Raw genomic sequence first — 18,951 nt, 5'->3', positions numbered from 1 at the left:
ACCGGGACCGGCGACAACCGGGCAGGCCGTACCCGGCCCGCCTCAGCGCGACTCCCCGCCGACCTGTGACTCCTGGCGGGTCGTGCGCAGGGCCGACCGTACGATCTCCTCCAGATGCTCGCTGTGCGCGCCACGCCAGTAGATCTGCCCGCACTCCGAGCATCGGCCGTAGACGTCGTAGGAGCGCCTCGTCCCGGTCTCCAGCAGGCGGTCGATCTCGCTCTTGTCGACGGGGGCCAGCTCCCCGTTGCAGGCGGTGCAGCGGGTCCACGGCCGCAGCGGCGGCGCGAACCGTTCCAGCAGGTCGCGAAGCTGGTCGTTCGCCTTGGTGCCTCGTACGTAGGCGCCGAGCCAGAGCGCCCGGCGGCACAGCAGGCCGTGATCCTGGGTGAGCAGCACGCGGCGTTCCCTGTTCGCCTCGGCGACGAGGGAGGGATCGTCCATGTCGTTGTGATAGGTCGCGTCCACGCCCAGCAGCCGGAGCCGTCGCGCGAGAGTGCCCAGGTGGACGTCGAGCAGGAACCGGGGCGCGTCCTGGCCGGGTTCGAGCGGCACCCGCTGAGGGCGGGACATGGCGTGAACATGGACCACGTCACCGGCGACGGGCTGATAGGACGTGCCGACCTCCGCGCCTTCGACGATCAGCGGCCCCACCTCGGGCAGCGGAACGCCGATCGACTCCACGACATGGCCCAGAGTCGACGTCCCGTCCGGCGTCACCCGCTGCCACTCGCGCCGCCGACGCGCGGGCAGGAACAGCAGCAACTCGGGGGCGATACGCAGGTGGAGATCGGATTCGCTCACACCTTCAGCATGCCATCCGCCCCAGGCGCCCCGACACGCATTAAACGACGGCTCGCGGGACCGCTTGCGTCACCGAATTCACGTACGCCCGTCGGGAGATGACCTTCGTGAAGCCGCGCCCAGGCGCAGGCGCTGGAGACGTGTCGCAGGGGGAGACCGGATGAGACTTTTCTCGATATCCGGCCCTGCTCAGAGGAGGCGGCCCGCGATCATGCGCGCTTCCCGGTTCGTCGAAGCGATTCGTGAACAGCGGGCCCGGCGGCGAGAAGAATCTCGCCGCCGGGCCTCTCACCGTCGTCCCCGCCGCGATGGCAGGCGCGGCCAGGTCAGGATGGAGTCCAGGCACTCCACGTGCCGGTGGGTCAGCTCCTGGTCCATTTCTGGCTGCTCGTGCCGGTGCAGGACCACAGCTGCACCTTGGTTCCGTTGCCGGTCCCGAAGTTGCTCGCCTCCAGGCATTTGCCGGACTGCACGCCGGTGATGGTGCCGTCGCCGTTGATGTTCCACTGCTGGTTGGTTCCGCCGTTGCAGTCCCAGATGATCACCTGGGTGCCGTTGGCGGTGCCCTGGCCGGAGGCGTCCAGGCACTTGTTGCCGTACACCTGCAGCTGCTTACCGGAGGTGGAGGTCCAGCGCTGGTTGGTGCCGTTGCCGCAGTCCCACAGCTGGAGCTGGGTGCCGTTGGTGGTGGTCGCGTTCGGGACGTCCAGGCATCGGCCGGCGTTGACGTTGCGCAACACCGACGTCGACCCGGGGTCGGGGCCAGGGCCGGGACCGGGGCCCGGGTCGGAGGGGGGCAGCAGCGTGACGGTGTAGGAGTCGTCGATGGCGGTGTGCGGCAGGTTGACCGTCGTGCCGTTGCCGGACAGGGTCACCACGGAGTTCTGGACGGTGACCGGGGCCGTGACGGCGCCGCCGCCGTTGTAGGGGATGCGCTCGGCGACGACCCTCACCTGGTTGTTCTCCACGATGCCGCTGGTGGCGTCCAGGCGCCGCAGGTTGACGGCGATGTTGCCGGTCGTGGTGCCGCCGCCGACCAGGATCTTGGCCGTCCCCGCCGCCTTGGTGGCGAACGCGTCGTACGAGGCGCTGGGGGTGACGGACACGATCTGGCCGGTCTGCGAGCCGTAGAAACGGTAGGCCCACCATTCGCCCTTCGGCTGGTACTGGCCCGACGAGTTGCGGACGAGCAGGTTGCCGAGGTCGTTGTGCAGGTTTCCTCCGCCCGCCCAGTTGGCGCGCAGGCCGTCGGCGCCGGCCCGCTCCAGGCGCGCGATGTACCAGGCGCCGTCGGCGGGGTTCTGCTCGTTGGACGCCCCGTATTCGTTGATCTGGTAGGGCCGTGGGTGCGGGATGCCACGGGAGTTCAACGTGGTGTCGGCCGCCGCCACGTTGGCGACCGGGTCGCCCGGCAGGGAGTGCCAGCTGATGATGTCGGGGACCACGTTGTTGGCCTTGACGTAGTCGAGGTACTGGTTCCAGAAAGCGTGGCCGGTGGACGGCACGCACGCGCAGCTCGGTCCGACGATGAGCTGCGTCGGGAACGCGGCCCGGACGCGCTGGTAGGTGCGGCGCCACAGTTCGAGGTACTGGGAGATCGGACGGTTCCAGAACAGGGTGATGTTGGGCTCGTTCCACAGGTCCCACTGCACCGGGGCGCCGGTGGCCTGCACGTCGTTGATCAGACGGGTGAGGAAGTTGTCGTAGTCCGTCCAGTTGCCGTTGTCGCCGGGGAAGCGCGAGATCGGGTAGCCGTCGGCGCCCCACAGGTCGTGGACGAGCAGGATGAACTCCCCGCCCAGTGACCGGGTGCGCAGCAACTGGGCACGGGTGGCGTTCCACCGTCGGTCGTACTTGCCCGACACCCAGCCACCCGGGCTGTCGAGCTGTGCCCCACCGGCCCGCATGTACCGGAACTTCACGTCGGTGAAGTACTGGTTGGGCGGGCCCGACGCGTTCTCGGTCATGCCGTAGATCCAGCCGGAGGCACGATAGGTCGGAGTGCCACCGCCGGCGGAGAAGTCGACGGCGATGGACTGGTCCGCGGCCTGGGCCGGCGTGGCGGACGTCACGACGGGGCCCGCGACGAGGGCGCCGACGGCGAGGAAGGCGGCGATCACGCGGCGGCCTCTGTGCCGCCTGCCGGGGGTGGTGTCCGCCTCTGGCGTCTCGGACGCGTGAGGGCGGGGTGGATGGGCTGGGAGCGATGGCGTGAGACGCCACAGTCGGGCTCGGCGGACGATGTCGCCAACGTTCATCTTCGGCTCTCCTCACTCGTGAGTGCTGCGCGCACATGTGAGTGGAATGGCTTCGTGGGGGGTGGGGGCCCGAAAACCGGGATGTTCATACGTCGAATCGATTCGACCGCAGCCTAGATTTCGCTGTCAGTGATGTCAACAACGTGTGTTATAGAAGTAAACGCATGGTTTCGGGCGCTGCTGACCTCTGTCGGGCGTCGGCCGGGTCATGCTTAGCCCCGGATTCGGTGGTTGAGGCGAATCGGTTCGATGATCCGGCCCGGAATCCACGGGGTGACGCAGGTCGTCACGGACCGGCGATGACGGCCCGCCGACGGGTGCACGGGAGAGGAGCCGATCCGACGGCCGTCGGTAGAATGATCACGCCATACGGTGCGGCAGGAAATCGGGGTGCGAGCCGGGCCCGGGACCATGTCGATCTTCGGATGACTGAAAGTTTCATCGCGGAGGCCCTGCCCGGGGTGCGGCCATGGAGGAGAACACTCCACGGCGAAGTGCGCCCGGCCGCTCGAACCCGCACGGTTCGACGCGAGGTTGCCTCAGGGGCCCACGCTGTCCGATGAGTACGACATATATGAACGGTTCATCTGAGGATGGTCGGCGCGGATACCCGTGGTGCTGGGCATCACCGCTGTTGAAGGGGTAGAACGGCTAACCGTGGTCGGACCCTCGGTGTGCGAATGGTGAAATAAGCAGGCTTAAGGTCTTGACGGGCCTCATGACTCCGACCGTAATTAGAGGCGAGGCCCCGGGACGCGCTCCTTCCGGAACCTCTGCGGCCGGATCACACGGGCGCAGTGCGGAGGCGCTTCGCGGCCCTCCGCATCATGGCGGTCCACGTCGACATCCACAACCTCGCTTCGCCATGCGTCCCTTCGTGGTGTCCCGGTGAGGAGCAGCGGGTTCAACCGGCGCGGGTCGACCGGAAACGAAAGGCGAACGAGTGAAACGCATGATCAGAGCGGTGCTGGCAGCCGTCGTCCTGTGCCTGGCCTCCGTCGGAGTCCTCGTCGGTCTACCGTCGGCGTCCGCCGCGGCCCTGACCCGGGTGACGAATTTCGGAACCAACCCGACGAACCTCAACATGTACATCTACGTGCCGGACAGGGTCGCGGCACGGCCCGCGCTGCTGGTGCTGACCCACTACTGCGGCGGGTCGGCCGGCGCGATCTTCAACGGCAACGGGCACGACTACGTGACCGCGGCCGACAGGTACGGATACGTCATCGTGGTTCCGGAGGTCACCCGCAGCGAGAAATGCTTTGATGTGTCCACCCCCGCCGCGCTGCGGCGCGACGGCGGCGGCGACTCCACCGGTGTCATGGCGATGGTCACCTGGGCGCGGCAGCGCTACAACGTGGACCCGGAACGGATCGTGGTCAGCGGGTTCTCCTCGGGGGCGATGATGACCAACGTGCTGGCCGCCCAGTATCCGGACGTGTTCGCCGCCGGTTCGGCGTTCTCCGGAGTTCCCGCCGGGTGTTTCGCGACCACGAACGGATCGCTGTGGAACAGTCAGTGCTCGGGCGGGCAACTCATCAAGACGGCGCAGCAGTGGGGCGACCAGGCCCGGTCGATGTATCCCGGATACACCGGGCGATACCCGCGGATGCAACTGTGGCACGGCAGCACGGACACGACGCTGCACTACAACAACTTCGGTGAAGAGATCAAGCAGTGGACGAACCTGCACGGGCTGAGCCAGACTCCGGCGTTCACCGACCGTCCGCAGTCGAACTGGACCCGGACCAGGTACGGCGTCACCTCGGCCCAGGCCACGGTGGAGGGGATCAGCATCAGCGGGGTCGGCCACCAGCTGCCGATGAGCGGCCAGCTCGCCTATGCCATCACCTTCCTCGGCCTCGACGGCGGCGGCTCTTCCACGCCGTCCCCCTCACCGTCCACCTCCCCGTCCCCTTCGCCGTCGCCTTCGGGGGGCACGGGTGCTCTGCGGGGTGTGGGGTCGGGGCGGTGTCTGGACGTGGTCGGCGCCTCGCAGGCCAACGGTGCCGCGGTGCACATCTGGGACTGCAGCGGGCAGTCCAACCAGCGGTGGACCTCCACCGCCGCCGGTGAGTTGCGGGTCTACGGCGGCAAGTGCCTGGACGTCAACGGCGCCGGGACCGCCGACGGCTCCGCGGTGATCATCTGGGACTGCAACGGGCAGAACAACCAGAAGTGGCGCCTGAACGCCGACGGCACCATCACCGCGGTCGGAGCGAACAAGTGCCTGGACGTCTCCGGGTACGGCACCGCCAACGGCACCAGGGTGCAGATCTGGAGCTGCACCGGCGCCACCAACCAGAAGTGGACGCGGATCTGACCGACGCTGCAGGGATGGGGAGGCCGACGTCCCGGACCAGGGAAAAGCGGGTCCGTGGACGTCGGCCTCCGTTGTGGTCCACGCCTGGGACGGGGAGTGGTGGGCGTGGACCGGCTCCGGGGTCAGGGGATCGGGGGACGATCCCGGCTGCCCCGGAGGTCTGGGGGTTGAGGGTTGGTGGGGAGGTCGAACCAGACGGCGGTGCCGAGTTGGCCGGTGCCGCACAGGCGGGTCCATTGGGTGCCGCAGTGGCCGTGGGTGAGTTCGGTGACGATGCGCAGGCCCCGGCCGCCGGGTTCGAGGTCGTCGAGGTGTTCGGGGACGGCCGGTGGGCGGCGCAGGAGGTGGTCGATGAGGGTGGTGCCCGCTCCGGCGTCGACGACCTCGGCGCGGACGGGCAGGTTGTGGTCGTGCAGGAGGCGTAGTTCGTAGGGGGCGGGGGCGTAGCGGATGGCGTTGGTGACGAGTTCGGAGACGACGATCTCCAGGTCGTCGAGCACGTCAGGGGCCGGGAGTAGTTTGCCCAGCTGGTCGCGGAACAACTCCCGGGCCCGCCGGGCCGCGTTGCCGGGAGGCAGGCACCAGGCGACCATTCGGAAGCGGTTGTGGGCTCTGCCGTACTCGCCGGGGTCCGGAACATGCTCGATGAGCATCGTTGCTCCTAACGGGTGGGAACGAAGGCAGTTCCGCAGTCGAGCCCGCCAGGGCTCAGCGTGACTTTCTCGCTACGGAGCGTGCTGTGTTGGCTATCATTATGCGAGACTTCCTTGATTCGCAACCGCTAATCAATGAGAAATCCCAAGTTTGCGACTGAGGCGTCAAGCAGCATTCACGAGAAGTCATCGCATAAGCGGACATAGAGGTGACGAAAATGCGATACAGCCTGTCGGTCCGAGGGCGCCGACTCCTGCGAGAAATACGCGGCATTCGCGAGAAATCCGGCCTATCACCCGAACAGGTCGCCAAACGACTTGGCTGGTCTCGTTCGAAGATCTATCGCGTCGAAAACGGAGAGAGCCGCCTCATTCTGGAAGACCTCGAACTGCTCCTCGGCGTCTATGGCGTAGCCTCCCCGCAGGCCGAAGCGCTCGGCAAGCTCTGCCGAGAGGCATGGAAGCGCGGTTGGTGGCTGGCCTACAGCGACATGTACAAAGGCGGGTCGTACTTCGTCCTGGAGGACGACGCCTCAGCAATCACCTTCCTTGTTCACAACATTCCGGGACTGTTGCAAACCCCCGAATACGCCCACGCCCTGATCGCGGGGACCCTGTTGGACGGCTCCGAGCAGGAGATCCGCAGACGTGTCGAGGCTCGGGTCACCCGGCGCCGACTTCTTACTCGTGCCGAACCGCCCCAGATAAGCGTCATCCTCAACGAAGCCATCCTGTGGCGAAAGATCGGCGGCACCCAGATCGCCTGCGCCCAACTCGACCATCTGATCGACGTCGCCGCGCACCCGGCAGTCACCCTTCAGGTCGTCCCTCTCGCCGCAGGCAGTTACTCCGGTCTGGACGGCGAATTCACCATTCTGGACTTTCCCGACAAGGAAGACCCTCCTGTGGCCTATCAGGAGGGACTTTTCGGAGATATCTTCGTGGAGGCACCCGGTGACGTCGCCCGATATAACCGGGCCGTCGAGGTCGCGCGTGAGAAAGCCCTCGCCCCCGATGAGTCGGTGACGCTGATCAAGGACGTGAGAAAGGCGATCTGATGACCGATGATCAGAATTGGATCACCAGCAGCTACAGCGGCAGTGGCCAGCAGTGTGTCCAGATGAAGCCGATGCCGTCCGGAGTCGCCATCCGCGATTCCAAGAACCCGGAAGGACCCAGGCTCCTGTGCACCCCCGATGCCTGGAGATCCCTGGTGACCGAGGCGCGGAACGGCTCCTACGATCTGCCATCTCACCTTCCCGAAACACCATCCCACCTGCCCAAACCGGCAGCAGCAGCCCTCGGGTTGGCCGCCGCCGAATGGCTGTCCACTCCCAACCCCGGCGACACCCACCTGTCGATCGCGTTCGTCGACGCCCACATAGCGATGCGTCTCACCCCCACGGAGGAAACGCTCGTGTTCACTCCAGGCGAGTGGAACGCGTGGTTGTCCGGAGCCAGAGACGGCGAATTCGACCATCTCGCCTGAGCTGCTCAGACTCCGCAGGCAAAGACGAGTTTTCATCTGAGATCCGCTGGTTCTGTCCGGTGGCCGTTTGATGTGAGGGTCCCCGCCGCTGTGGGGACCCTCACCCGTCTACGAGTACTCACCGCGAGCATCGCCGCATGGTCGCCTCGGGCTCAGATTCTCACGATGTCATGAGTTCGCATGGATACCGACGTGCAAGTGGTGACGACGAAGGTGGCTCCGGTGCTTCGGGGTCCCTGTTCGGGGTTTCGGAGCAGCTGGTGGTACTCGGCCGTGCTATTCGACGGCGTGCAGGTGTACGGGGAGTTCCTGGTGACCGTTGCTGATGAGGGTGGGTATCGGACGCAATGTGTCGGCCGGTGTCGCGAGTGACATGGCGGGGAAACGCTCGAAGAGCTGACGCAGGGCTTCTGCGACTTCGAGGCGGGCCAGTGGAGCGCCGAGGCAGAAGTGCACGCCGTAGCCGAACGCCAGGTGGTCCTTCGCCTTGCGCGTGACGTCGAAGGTGTCGGCGTCCGGCCCGTGCCAGTCGGGGTGACGGTTGGCGGCCCCGTACGCGGCGAGGATGGGGTCTCCTGCGGCGATGACCTGCCCGTCGGGCAGCTTGATGTCGGTCACGGCGAAGCGCAGCGGCAGATACTTGATGGCGGGCTCGGCGCGAAGGGTTTCCTCCACCACGTCCTCCCAGGTGGCTTCGCCGGTGCGGACGAGGTGGAGCTGGCCGGGGGACGTCAGCATCGCGAGGACGGCTTGGTCGATGACGTTGACGGTCGTTTCGTACCCCGCGTTGATCATCAGAATCATCGTGTCGCGCAGTTCGACATCGGTGAGGCCGGCGCCGTCCGACTCCTCGTCGCGTGCCGCGATGAGGAGGGAGGTCATGTCGTCGCCGGGGTTGTCGCGCTTGGTGGCGATCAACTGGTCGGTGGCCTCGAAAAGACGTGCGGTGTTGGCCTTGGCCTGCTCAGGCGTGAGTGTGCTGTCGAAGACGTTGTCGACGAGCTGCCGGAAATCGTCCCGCTGGTCTTCGGGTACGCCCATCAGGTGGCCGATCACGGCGATGGGCAGCGGGTAGGCCAGCCGCTCACGCAGGTCCACCACCTGGCCGGGGGGCAGCGCGGCCAGGGCGTCGACCAACTCGGTGACCAGGGATCGGATGGTCGGCCTCAGTTCGGCGATGCGGCGTGCGCTGAAGGCGGGGGCGATCATCCGCCGTAACCTGCGATGGTCGGCGCCGTACGCGGTGAGCATGCTCTGCACCTCGATCCACAGGGCGAGCGGCCACGTGCCGATCGTCTGCTGAAAGGCGGAGTGGTGAGCGCGGCCGTTCTTGGAGACGTCGGGGCTGGTGAGCAGGGCCTTGAGAAGGGCAGGGTCGGTGACCGCCCAGGCGCGCAGGCCGAGGATGTCCGCGGGGGTGGCCGGACCACGAGCCCGCAGGGCCTGGTATTCGGCGTGCCGGTCGGCACCGGTGGGATCGATGACGAACGGGAGAGGCTGGGACACGCGTCTTCTCCTTCAGGTCACAGTGGCGAAGCAGAGAGGAGGCGGCCTCACGGGCACCCCGGGTCGCTCTGCCTCGCCATGTCGGTCCGATCACACAGTTGACCGGGTAGCCGAGCTGTATGTGACAGGAAGCCGAGTGCGACGCGTGTCTCGGCTATGCGCCGCCTTTCCCCAGATAGGTCCGCAGGTGCCGGGCGGTGAGGGAGTCTCCCGTCGAGACGAGGTCGGCGGGGGTGCCGGTGAAGACGATCCGGCCGCCGTCGTGTCCGGCTCCGGGGCCGAGGTCGATGATCCAGTCGGCGTGGGCCATCACGGCCTGGTGGTGCTCGATGACGACGACCGTGTTGCCGTCGTCGACGAGCCGGTCCAGCAGGGCGAGGAGTTGGTCCACGTCCGCCAGGTGCAGGCCGGTGGTCGGCTCGTCCAGCACGTACGTGGTGGCCTTCTCCGCCATCCGGATGGCGAGCTTGAGCCGCTGTCGTTCGCCGCCGGACAGGGTGGTGAGCGGCTGGCCCAGGCCGAGGTAGCCCAGGCCCACGTCGGAGAGCCGGTCGAGGACGGCCCGCGCCGCGCCGAAGCTCGCCTTCGAGGCCGCAGGGGAGGAGGCTGCGGCGGAGGAGGCCGTGCCGGGAGCGAAGAAGTCGCGGGCCTCGGCCACCGACATCGCGAGCACCTCGCTGATGTCCTTGCCGCGCAGTTTGTGGGTGAGCACCTCGGGGGTGAACCGCTTGCCCTCGCACTGCTCGCACACCGACGCCACCCCGGCCATCATCGCCAGGTCGGTGTAGACCAGGCCGATGCCCTTGCAGTTGGGGCAGGCGCCCTCGGAGTTCGCGCTGAACAGGGCGGCCTTGACCCCGTTCGCCTTGGCGAAGGCGGTGCGGATCGCGTCGAGCAGCCCGCTGTAGGTGGCCGGGTTGCTGCGGCGCGAGCCCCGGATCGGGGCCTGGTCGACCACCGCGACGTCGTCCCTGCGGGGGAGCGAGCCGTGGATCAGCGAGCTCTTGCCCGAGCCGGCGACGCCGGTGACCACGGTGAGCACGCCGAGCGGGATGTCGACGTTCACGTCCTTGAGGTTGTGCAGGCGGGCGCCGGTGATCGACAGTTGCCCGCTGGGCTGCCGTACCTTCTCGCGCAGGCGGGCCCGGTGGTCCAGGTGGCGGCCGGTGAGGGAGTCCGACGCGCGCAGTCCGGCCACGTCGCCGGTGAAGCAGATCCGCCCGCCGGAGGAGCCGGCGCCGGGGCCGAGGTCGACCACGTGGTCGGCGATCTCGATCGTCTCCGGCTTGTGCTCGACGACCAGGACCGTGTTGCCCTTGTCGCGCAGGCGCAGCAGCAGGTTGTTCATCCGCTCGATGTCGTGTGGGTGCAGCCCGACCGTGGGCTCGTCGAAGACGTAGGTGACGTCGGTCAGGCTGGAGCCGAGGTGGCGGACCATCTTCACCCGCTGGGCCTCGCCCCCGGACAGGGTGGACGACTCGCGGTCCAGGCTCAGGTAGCCCAGGCCGATCTCCACCAGTGACTCCAGCGTGTTGCGCAGGGTGGCGACGAGCGGCCCCACCGAGGTGTCCTCGATGCTCCGGACGAAGTCGGCCAGGTCGCTGATCTGCATCGCCGCGCAGTCGGCGATGTTGCGGCCGTCGATCTTCGAGGCGAGCGCGGCGGGGTTGAGCCTGCTGCCGCCGCACGCGCGGCAGCTCGTGAACGTCACGGCCCGGTCCACGAACGCCCGGATGTGGGGCTGCATCGACTCCCGGTCCTTGGCGAGATAGAGCCGCCGTACCTTGACCAGGAGCCCCTCGTAGGTGGTGTTCATCGTGCCGATTTTGATTTTGGTGGCGGGTTTGTGGAGGAAGTCCTCCCACTGGGTGGGGGTGTAGTCCCTCAGCTTGACGTCGGGGTCGAAGAACCCCGAGTGGGCCAGGCCCTGCCAGTACCACGAGTCCACGGTGAAGTTGGGGGCGGTGATCGCCCCCTCGTTGAGCGAGCGGTCGACGTCGACGAGCTGGGAGACGTCGATGTCGGAGACCCGGCCGAGCCCCTCGCACTCGGGGCACATGCCCTCGGCGCTGTTGAAGCTGAACGCGCTCGAGGTGCCGACGTGAGGGGTGCCGATCCGGCTGAAGACGATCCGCAGCATCGTCTGCGCGTCGGTCGCGGTGCCGACCGTGGAGCGGGAGTTGGCGCCCATCCGCTCCTGGTCGACGACGATCGCCGCGCTCAGGTTGCGCAGGCCGTCGACGTCGGGACGGCCGAGGCTCGGCATGAACGACTGGACGAAGGCCGTGTAGGTCTCGTTGATCAGACGCTGCGACTCCGCCGCGATGGTGCCGAAGACGAGGGAGGACTTCCCGGAGCCGGAGACCCCGGTGAAGACGGTGAGCCGCCGCTTGGGAATGTCGAGCGAGACGTCGGCCAGGTTGTTCTCCCTGGCGCCGCGAACCTCGATCACGTCGTGGCTGTCCGCGGCGGCCGGGCGGCGCCGCGGGCCGCCTGATCCGACCGGTGTGGCGGGTGGGAACACGAACCTTCTCACGCGATATCCTTAGGGTGTAAAGAGTTAGCCCGGCAAAGTTAGTTTATGCCGTAAGGAGTTGCAAGTGGTCGTCTTCGCCGGACAGGGCGACGCGCGCCGTTCGATGGCGCTGCTGTGGCGTACCACCAGGTCGGACCAGGCGCGTCCCGGGCCCAAGCCCGCGCTGAGCGTGGACCTCATCGTGGACACGGCCGTCGCGATCGCCGACTCCGAGGGGATGGCCGCGCTCTCCATGCGCGCGGTGGGCGAGCGGCTCGGCCGCACGGCGATGGCCCTCTACACCTACGTCCCCAGCAAGAGCGAGCTGGTCGACCTGATGTACGACCGGGCCCTCGCCGAACTGTCCACCCGCCACGACCTGGAGGTGGGCTGGCGGGCGGCCGTGACCTCCTGGGCGCGGGAGGCGTGGGAGTTCTACGTACGGCATCCGTGGGTGCTGCAGGTGTCGCAGGCGCGCCCCGTGCTGGGCCCCAACGAGTACGTCATGATCGAGGAGTTGATGCGGATCCTCCGGGAGACCGGGCTGGACGCCGGGACGCTGCGGCGCGTCGCGGGGACGCTCTCCTGCTTCGTGCGCGGGGCGGCGCAGACGGTCGCGGAGGCGCGTCAGGCCCCGGCGGCGACCGGGCTGTCCGACGAGGAGTGGTGGTACGCCCGCTCGGCCCTGCTGACGGAGGTCGCCCCCGATTTCGCCGAGCGGTTCCCCACGCTGACCTGGATGGAGGGGGAGGGCGCCTACCAGGCTCAGGACGAGACCGTCCCCTACCTGGAACAGGAGGGGAGAGACACCTTCGCCGCCGGGCTCGTCATCCTCCTGGACGGGATCGAGGCGGCCATGGGCGAGGCCGGAGCCTGAAAGACCCCGCGAGCCGTTGCGGTGCCGCCGTCACGAGCTCGTAAGAAATCGCGAGGGCGTCCGCACCTACGCTGAACGCATGATCAAAATGCGAGCGGCCGTTGCCCTGGTCTCGGTGGCCTTGCTGGCCTGCGCGTGCGGCACCGAGGGGAGCGTGACCGCCGATCCCGCGCCGCCGGCCGCCGCGTCGTCCGGTCCGGCGTCCACCTCGGCATCCGCGTCACCGGCGCCGTCGGCCTCGCCCGAAACCGAAACCGATGCACCGGCGGCGACGTCGGCCGCGCTCGCCTTCTCCGCCAAGACGCTGGACGGCGAGCCGTTCCAGGGCGTCGACCTGGCCGGCAAGCCGGTGGTCTTCTGGTTCTGGGCGCCGTGGTGCCCCAAGTGCCGTTCCGAGGCACCCGCCGTCAAGGCGGCCGCCGCCGCGTTCGGCGATGTCGAGTTCGTCGGTGTGGCGGGCCTGGACACCGAGGCGGCGATGAAGGAGTTCGTCCAGGGGACCGGCACCGGCGACATCGTGCAGCTCGCGGACACCAAGGGCGCGGTGTGGACCAAACTGGGCGTGAGCCGGCAGTCGACGTTCGTTTTCATGAAACCGGACGGCTCCACCACGAAGGCCTCGGGCCCGCTCGACCGGGACGCGCTGGACGGCCACGTCCGGCGACTGCTCGGCCGGTAGCCGTCCCTCGTGGCCCTCGACAACCTGGAGAGACGAGCGTGAACGTCGCCGAGGTGCCGCTCGCCCTGGCGCTGGCCGCGGGCACGGTGGCCGCCTTCAACCCGTGCGGCTTCGCGATGCTGCCCGCCTACCTCACCCTGCTGATCGCCGACGGCGGGCCGGGCCGCGGCGGGCCGGTCGCCAGGGCGCTGCTGCTGTCGGTCGCGATGACCGCGGGTTTCGTCACGGTCTTCGGCCTGTTCGGGGTGGCCGTCACCGCCCTGGCCGTCTCGGTCGGCCGCTATCTGCCCTGGGTGACGATCGTCATCGGCGTGCTGCTCGCGGGGCTCGGCGTGTGGTTGCTGACGGGCCGCGAGCTGCTGCTCAGGCTTCCCGGGACGGTCACCGGCCGTCCCGCCACCTCGGCGCTCTCGCTGTACGGCTACGGGGTGTCGTACGCGGTGGCCTCGCTGTCGTGCACGGTGGGACCGTTCCTCGCCGTCACCTCGGCCTCGCTGTCCGGCGCCGGCCTGCTCGGCGGCGTGGCGGCGTTCGTGGCCTACGCGCTCGGCATGGGCTTGGTCGTCGCCGTACTGTCCACGGCGGTGGTGCTCGCCCGGGGCGCCGCGGTGACCAGGCTGCGGCGGCTGCTGCCGTACGTGTCCAGGACCGGCGGAGGGCTGCTCCTGTTGGCCGGGCTGTATGTCATGTACTACGGCTGGTACGAGCTGCGGGTCTTCTCAGGCGGGGCTGCCGACGACCCGATCGTGGGCGCCGCGACGGCCCTGCAGGGCGTCCTGGCGGGGTGGCTGGAGTCTCTCGGTGCGGGCTGGATCGCGCTCGCGCTCGCCCTGCTCGTCATTGGTGCGCTCGCGCTGCGCACGGCACGGCGGCGAGACGCTCGCTGAACACGGGAGACGACGGAACCGCGCACAACGGTGTTCGGTGGCGGCGCGCTCGCCGGACATAGGTGGCGGTGGCGGGCTCAGGTGGGTCGCGGGGCGTCCTTCACGCTCACCTGATGGCCGATGTCGTCGTCCTCGGCCGCGTCCAGCACGGCACGTAGCAGTCCGGGGAAGCGGTCCTGCAGGTCGTGCCGGCGCAGGACCACGAAACAGCGGGTGCCCTCCTGGCGGGTGCGGGTCAGCCCGGCGTCACGCAGGACCCGCAGGTGGTGGCTGAGCGTGGATTTGGCCACCGGGGCCTGGAGTTCGCCCCAGCCGCGCTCACGGCCGTCGGCCAGCACCCGCACCAGCCCGACCCGGATCGGATCACTGAGCGCGGCCATCACCCCCGTCAGCGTGATCTCGCCCACCTCGGGGTGATGTGCCTGTCTCATCCGGCCATGCTAGCTTGTTCGATGTTTCACGAACATCGAACATCTCAAACGCCGGACATGAGGAGCGTGGATGAGCGACCAGCCCACCGGACGCCTACGGGATCGCGTCGTGGTCGTGACCGGAGCCGGATCGGGGATCGGCCGCGCCGCCGCGATCGCCTTCGCCGACGCCGGAGCGCACGTCCTCGGCGTCGGGCGCCGCGCGGAGGCCCTGCACCAGACCGCCGCCCACCATCCCGCCATCGCCGTCCTGCCCGCCGACATCACCGGAGACGGCGCGGCGCAGGCCGTGATCGACGCGGCGACCGATCGCTGGGGACGTCTGGACGTGCTGGTCAACAATGCCGGAGCCACCGCCGTCATGCCGCTGGCCGACACCGACGCCGAACGTGTCCGCGACCTGTTCACCCTCAACGTCACCGCGCCCAGCCTGCTCGCCCGCGCGGCCCTGCCGCACCTGCGCGCCGGTCACGGCACGATCGTCAACGTCTCCAGCGTCTACGGCCACCGTCCGCTGCCCGGCGCCGCCCACTACGCCGCCTCCAAAGCCGCCCTGGAACAGCTGACCCGCAGCTGGGCGCTGGAGCTGGCCACCGACGGCGTCCGCGTCAACGCCCTCGCCCCCGGCCCCACGGAAAGCGAGGCGCTGACGGCCGCCGGCCTGCCCGAGTCCGTGGTGGAGCAGATCACGCGAGACGAGATCGCCCGCATCCCGCTCGGCCGCCGGGGTACCGCCGAGGAGGTGGCCGCCTGGATCGTGCACCTCGCCGACCCCGCGGCTCCCTGGATCACCGGCCAGGTCCTCACCGTCGACGGGGGTCTGGAACTCACCTGAGCATGCGTCACCCCGGCGCGGTCCGCGTTCTCAGCACCTTTCGCCAGGGGGCGTTCCCGCACCGGACGTCGGGAAGGCCCCTGCCCGAAGACAGATGCGCCGCGTTCGTCTAATCGGGTCGCTGGGGGGCAGGGGGCCCCTATGAAAAAGTTCTTCAAGGTCGTAGTGGCACGAAGGTTGTCTCGTACACCGATAGGTCTGGCGATCCTGGGGGCGGGCTGGTTCCTGGGACGGCGGCGCAGGCAGCGTGAGCAGGAGCAGGCGGGGCGAGGGCCGGAGTACGCGACGCGGGGAGGCGGGCGCCCGGTCCGCTCCGGCCGCCGCTGAAAACCTCCGGGGTCGACGCCCCGGCCCTCGCGCGCACGGGCACCGGTGTCCCGGCAGGCGCCGGTCGGACGGTGCCCGGCGGGGCGTCGACCGGCTGCCGAGCCTCACCGTCAGGACACCTGCGGGACCGAGCGGACGCTCGATGGGGCGAGCGGCGAGAGGACAGGGGGGCGAGAGGACAGGGGGAACGACGAGAGGGCCCGGTCGATCATCGACCGGGCCCTCTCGTCGTTCCCGTGTTCCCCGTACCGCTTCCGGATCTCCCAGGTGTCCCGGAGCCGCCGGGGCCGGGAGGCTCAGTTGAACATCGCCTCCATGGTCTCGTGCGACTGCTCCTTCTTGGCGTCGGACTCGCTGCCCCAGCAGGTGTTGAGGATGATCCGGGTGCGGTCCTCCGACAGCGGGACCGTGCGGTGCAGCGTCGTGTCGGAGCGCAGGAAGTAGATGTCGCCGGTCTCGTGGGCGTAGGTGCTGATCGGCTGCTTGATGAGGTGGTCGTGGACCCGGGGGTCCTCCTTCACCCAGTTGGTGTGGGGGACGCACTGGAGCATGCCGCCGTACTCGCTGCTCGGCGCCTCCATGATCCAGATGAGGGTGAAGCTGAAGTCGCCCCAGTGCCAGCCGTGGGTGTCGCCCTGCTTCTCCTGGCGGATGATGACGTACTTCTCCTCGTCCCAGGGGCAGGCGACGACCGGCTCGTTGGCCAGCCGGCCGAGGAAGTCCTTGAGGGTGGCGGAGTCGTAGAGCTCCGGGATCAGGGTGCTGTCCTGTGCGATGGACTGCTGGCTGACCGTGCTCATCTTCCTCGGCGAGTTGCTGGTCTCCTTGAGGTTGATGTCGATCCGGCGCGCGTGCAGGTCGAGCAGCCGGTCCACCTCGTTCGAGACGAGGTCCTTGATCTCGCCGGAGACCACGTTCCGCAGCTTCACATAGCCGTTCCTGCGGAAATCATGGGAAAGTCTGCGGATTTCCCAGGGGTCCTGAAAGGTCTTTTCGAGATGCTCCGCGATCCGATCGTCGAGCGAGAGCTTCCGGTGGCCGGTCTCGTAGTTGGGAGTCGTCATGCGTTTTCTCCTCCGTGGTTATCGAGTCCGTGGTCATCGAGGTTTTCAGAACCGTAACACGCGATTGGCGGACGCAAATGGCGTGCGTTGTTCGTCCACTCCCGCTGTGAAACCATAAGCGGATTCCATCCGACCGGCTTCAGCGATTACTCAGACTACGCAGGGACGAGCGTCATGAACACCAAAGTCACATTCGTCGAGCTGTCTGCATTCGAGGCCATCCTGCCCCTCGCCTCCGGTTACATGCAGGCCTACGCACAGCACGACCCCGAGGTGGGGCCGCGATGTGAGTTCGAGATCTTCTCCGCACCCGTGTCCGCGAACCGGGAGGAAGTGATCGACGAACTCCTCGGCAGGCGCAGCGACGTGTACGCCATCAGCTGTTACATCTGGAACATCGGATTCGCGCGTGCCGTGCTTGCCGCGCTGCACGAGCGGCTCCCGAAGGCCCAGTTCATCCTCGGCGGCCCGCAGGTCATGCAGCACGCCCACGAGTACGTCCCCCCGGAGCAGGAGAACGTCGTCGTCTGCAACGGCGAGGGCGAGAAGACGATGGTGCAGTACCTGAGGCAGGTCCTCAGCGAAGAACCCGACTTCGCCGCCGTCCACGGGATCAGCTTCTGGCGGTCGGGGGAGCTCGTCACCACCGAGGCCGCCGAGCGGGTACGCGACCTCATGGAGGTGCCCTCGCCCTTCACCTCCGGCGTCTTCGAGGAGGGCAAGTACACCACCGCCATCCTGGAGACCAACCGCGGATGCCCGTTCAGCTGCGGTTTCTGCTTCTGGGGTGCGGCGACCAACGACAAGGTGCACAAGTTCGAGGACCAGCGGGTCCGCGACGACATCACCTGGATCAGCAAGAACAACTTCGTGTCGATCTTCATCGCCGACGCCAACTGGGGCATGGCCCCGCGCGACGTGGAGCTCACCCGCCACCTGGTGGAGTGCAGCGAGGAGAACGGCTACCCGGTGATGGTCTCGATGGCCGCGGCGAAGAACAAGCCGGACCGCATGGCCGAGATCACCGAGATCCTCGTGCAGGGCGGCCTGCTGACCAGCCAGCCCATCTCGCTGCAGTCGATGAGCTCCAAGACCCTCGAACTGGTCGACCGCTCGAACATCAAGCCCGCGACCTACACCGAGCTGCAGAGGACGCTCAGGGAGAAGCGCATCAGCTCCTACATCGAGCTGATCTGGCCGCTTCCCGGGGAAACCCTCGGCTCCTACAAGGAAGGGGTCGCGGAATTGTGCCGGCTGCGTGCCGACACGCTGATCGTCTATCCGCAGCTCCTTCTTCACAACACCTCCATCCACGCGAAGCGCGACCTTCTCGGAGTGCAGGTCGAGCGCGTTCCCAGTGATGTCACGGAAGCCGATGTCGTGGTCGGCACGAACTGGGTCAGCCGCGAGGAGTGCGAGCGCGGCACGTGGTTCTACTACGCGGTCCACTCGCTCTACAACCTGCGCGGCCTGTATTATCTCGCCAATTATCTGGAGAGGTCGGGCACGAGAAGGTTCGAGGACTTCTTCACCGACGCCGCGACATATTTCGAGAGTCGTACGGACACCGAGGTCGCGACTTTCTTCCGCGATTCCGTGAAGAAACTCTGGAACTACGACTTCCACAATTTCGGGATGGTCGCGCATCTCGTCCTGCATTCGCACCGCGAGGAGTTCGACGCGTTGCTCGTCGACTTCGCCCGGGGCCAGTCCTGGTGGCGGGACGCCGGGGCGCGGGCGGCGTTCGAGCTCGACCTGCTGGCCCGGCCCTACATCTACCTGGCCAAGCCGAAGCCGCCCCGCTACGACTTCACCGAGCTGGGCGTCGAGTCGCGCGCCGGGGCGCGCGGGAAGACGACCTCGGTCGTGGACATGCCCGCCGATCTGGCCGCCCTGCTCATCGACCTCGACGTGACCGGCCTGGAGGCGGGCCAGGAGCTTCTGACCCGCTTCGAGCTCGACCACCCGCGCGGACGCAAGCTGCCGTTCATGCCGGAACGCAGCCTGGAGCACAACGCCTCCTACTGCCAGGGCATGGTGCTGCGGCTGCGGGAGTATCTCCCCACCTGGCGGCCCGAGTCCGAGACCGCCGCGCTTCCCGGCCGGCGCTGAGCACCTCCCGTCGCGCTGCCCGGCAGAGGCGCGGAGCCGTCCGCCGGGCCGCCCGCGAGGGCGCGGGGTCGCCAGGGTCGCCAAGGTCGCCGGGGTCACCGCGGCCGTGCGCGATGAGGGTCGTGGCCGCGGGTGACGAAGGACCGTGGCCGCGCATGACGAGGGCCCGTGAGGATCATCCTCACGGGCCC

Annotated in this window: 16 protein-coding genes; 9 read left to right on the top strand and 7 right to left on the bottom strand. The window is 68.2% G+C overall.

Features of this window, described 5'->3' with window-relative positions; genetic code table 11:
• Positions 1-42: 42 nt before the first annotated feature.
• Together AB0B90_RS27700 and AB0B90_RS27695 are read right to left on the bottom strand one after the other, a co-directional pair.
• A complete protein-coding gene (locus AB0B90_RS27700) occupies positions 43-804 on the bottom strand; it encodes a Mut7-C RNAse domain-containing protein (protein WP_362925597.1) in 762 nt (253 codons plus the stop codon).
• 362 nt (positions 805-1,166) lie between these two features.
• A complete protein-coding gene (locus tag AB0B90_RS27695) occupies positions 1,167-2,924 on the bottom strand; it encodes a ricin-type beta-trefoil lectin domain protein (protein WP_350947299.1) in 1,758 nt (585 codons plus the stop codon).
• 1,090 nt (positions 2,925-4,014) lie between these two features.
• Between AB0B90_RS27695 and AB0B90_RS27690 the strand changes: the two genes are divergently transcribed.
• Positions 4,015-5,385: a PHB depolymerase family esterase gene (locus AB0B90_RS27690; RefSeq protein WP_362925766.1), complete on the top strand. Its 1,371-nt coding sequence runs from the start codon at positions 4,015-4,017 to the stop codon at positions 5,383-5,385.
• Positions 5,386-5,507: 122 nt separating this feature from the next.
• Here the strand turns inward: AB0B90_RS27690 and AB0B90_RS27685 are convergent, their stop codons facing one another.
• Positions 5,508-6,038 (bottom strand): ATP-binding protein, encoded by a 531-nt coding sequence (locus tag AB0B90_RS27685; RefSeq protein WP_362925594.1) that lies wholly within the window; start codon positions 6,036-6,038, stop codon positions 5,508-5,510.
• A gap of 218 nt (positions 6,039-6,256) precedes the next feature.
• On the opposite strand from AB0B90_RS27685, the gene AB0B90_RS27680 reads away from it, so the two are divergent.
• Together AB0B90_RS27680 and AB0B90_RS27675 are read left to right on the top strand one after the other, a co-directional pair.
• Positions 6,257-7,096: a helix-turn-helix transcriptional regulator gene (locus tag AB0B90_RS27680; RefSeq protein ID WP_362925592.1), complete on the top strand. Its 840-nt coding sequence runs from the start codon at positions 6,257-6,259 to the stop codon at positions 7,094-7,096.
• A complete protein-coding gene (locus AB0B90_RS27675; protein ID WP_362925588.1) occupies positions 7,096-7,527 on the top strand; it encodes a DUF397 domain-containing protein in 432 nt (143 codons plus the stop codon). The genes AB0B90_RS27680 and AB0B90_RS27675 overlap by 1 nt, the downstream gene beginning before the upstream one ends.
• Positions 7,528-7,803: 276 nt before the next feature.
• Here AB0B90_RS27675 and AB0B90_RS27670 read toward each other — a convergent pair whose 3' ends face one another.
• Together AB0B90_RS27670 and AB0B90_RS27665 are read right to left on the bottom strand one after the other, a co-directional pair.
• On the bottom strand, positions 7,804-9,033 hold the full coding sequence (locus AB0B90_RS27670; RefSeq protein ID WP_362925586.1) for a cytochrome P450: 1,230 nt from the start codon (positions 9,031-9,033) through the stop codon (positions 7,804-7,806).
• 154 nt (positions 9,034-9,187) lie between these two features.
• The gene (locus tag AB0B90_RS27665; protein WP_362925764.1) at positions 9,188-11,557 is read right to left on the bottom strand and encodes an excinuclease ABC subunit UvrA; all 2,370 of its coding nucleotides are present in this window, start codon (positions 11,555-11,557) and stop codon (positions 9,188-9,190) included.
• A 76-nt stretch (positions 11,558-11,633) separates the two neighbouring features.
• On the opposite strand from AB0B90_RS27665, the gene AB0B90_RS27660 reads away from it, so the two are divergent.
• The 3 genes from AB0B90_RS27660 (at position 11,634) to AB0B90_RS27650 (ending at position 13,991) form a co-directional block, all read left to right on the top strand.
• Complete coding sequence (locus tag AB0B90_RS27660) at positions 11,634-12,425, top strand: TetR/AcrR family transcriptional regulator (protein ID WP_362925584.1); 792 nt, start codon at positions 11,634-11,636, stop codon at positions 12,423-12,425.
• 79 nt (positions 12,426-12,504) lie between these two features.
• Positions 12,505-13,104: a redoxin domain-containing protein gene (locus AB0B90_RS27655; RefSeq protein ID WP_362925582.1), complete on the top strand. Its 600-nt coding sequence runs from the start codon at positions 12,505-12,507 to the stop codon at positions 13,102-13,104.
• 38 nt (positions 13,105-13,142) lie between these two features.
• Positions 13,143-13,991, top strand: a complete 849-nt coding sequence (locus AB0B90_RS27650; RefSeq protein ID WP_362925580.1) for a cytochrome c biogenesis CcdA family protein — start codon at positions 13,143-13,145, stop codon at positions 13,989-13,991.
• A gap of 77 nt (positions 13,992-14,068) precedes the next feature.
• On the opposite strand, the gene AB0B90_RS27645 is transcribed toward AB0B90_RS27650, so the two are convergent.
• The gene (locus tag AB0B90_RS27645; protein ID WP_350947308.1) at positions 14,069-14,422 is read right to left on the bottom strand and encodes a metalloregulator ArsR/SmtB family transcription factor; all 354 of its coding nucleotides are present in this window, start codon (positions 14,420-14,422) and stop codon (positions 14,069-14,071) included.
• 70 nt (positions 14,423-14,492) lie between these two features.
• On the opposite strand from AB0B90_RS27645, the gene AB0B90_RS27640 reads away from it, so the two are divergent.
• Positions 14,493-15,257 carry an SDR family oxidoreductase gene (locus AB0B90_RS27640; RefSeq protein ID WP_350947309.1) on the top strand — a complete coding sequence of 255 codons (765 nt, stop codon included), beginning with the start codon at positions 14,493-14,495 and terminating at the stop codon, positions 15,255-15,257.
• A gap of 141 nt (positions 15,258-15,398) precedes the next feature.
• A complete protein-coding gene (locus AB0B90_RS27635) occupies positions 15,399-15,584 on the top strand; it encodes a DUF6203 family protein (protein ID WP_350947310.1) in 186 nt (61 codons plus the stop codon).
• A gap of 296 nt (positions 15,585-15,880) precedes the next feature.
• On the opposite strand, the gene AB0B90_RS27630 is transcribed toward AB0B90_RS27635, so the two are convergent.
• Positions 15,881-16,648 carry a hypothetical protein gene (locus AB0B90_RS27630; RefSeq protein WP_362925576.1) on the bottom strand — a complete coding sequence of 256 codons (768 nt, stop codon included), beginning with the start codon at positions 16,646-16,648 and terminating at the stop codon, positions 15,881-15,883.
• 174 nt (positions 16,649-16,822) lie between these two features.
• Between AB0B90_RS27630 and AB0B90_RS27625 the strand changes: the two genes are divergently transcribed.
• Positions 16,823-18,760 carry a cobalamin-dependent protein gene (locus AB0B90_RS27625; RefSeq protein ID WP_362925574.1) on the top strand — a complete coding sequence of 646 codons (1,938 nt, stop codon included), beginning with the start codon at positions 16,823-16,825 and terminating at the stop codon, positions 18,758-18,760.
• Positions 18,761-18,951: the final 191 nt, after the last annotated feature.

This window comes from Streptosporangium sp. NPDC049078, assembly GCF_040648855.1.
Taxonomy (GTDB): Bacteria; Actinomycetota; Actinomycetes; order Streptosporangiales; family Streptosporangiaceae; genus Streptosporangium.
This window is presented reverse-complemented; position numbering and strand designations above follow the sequence as displayed.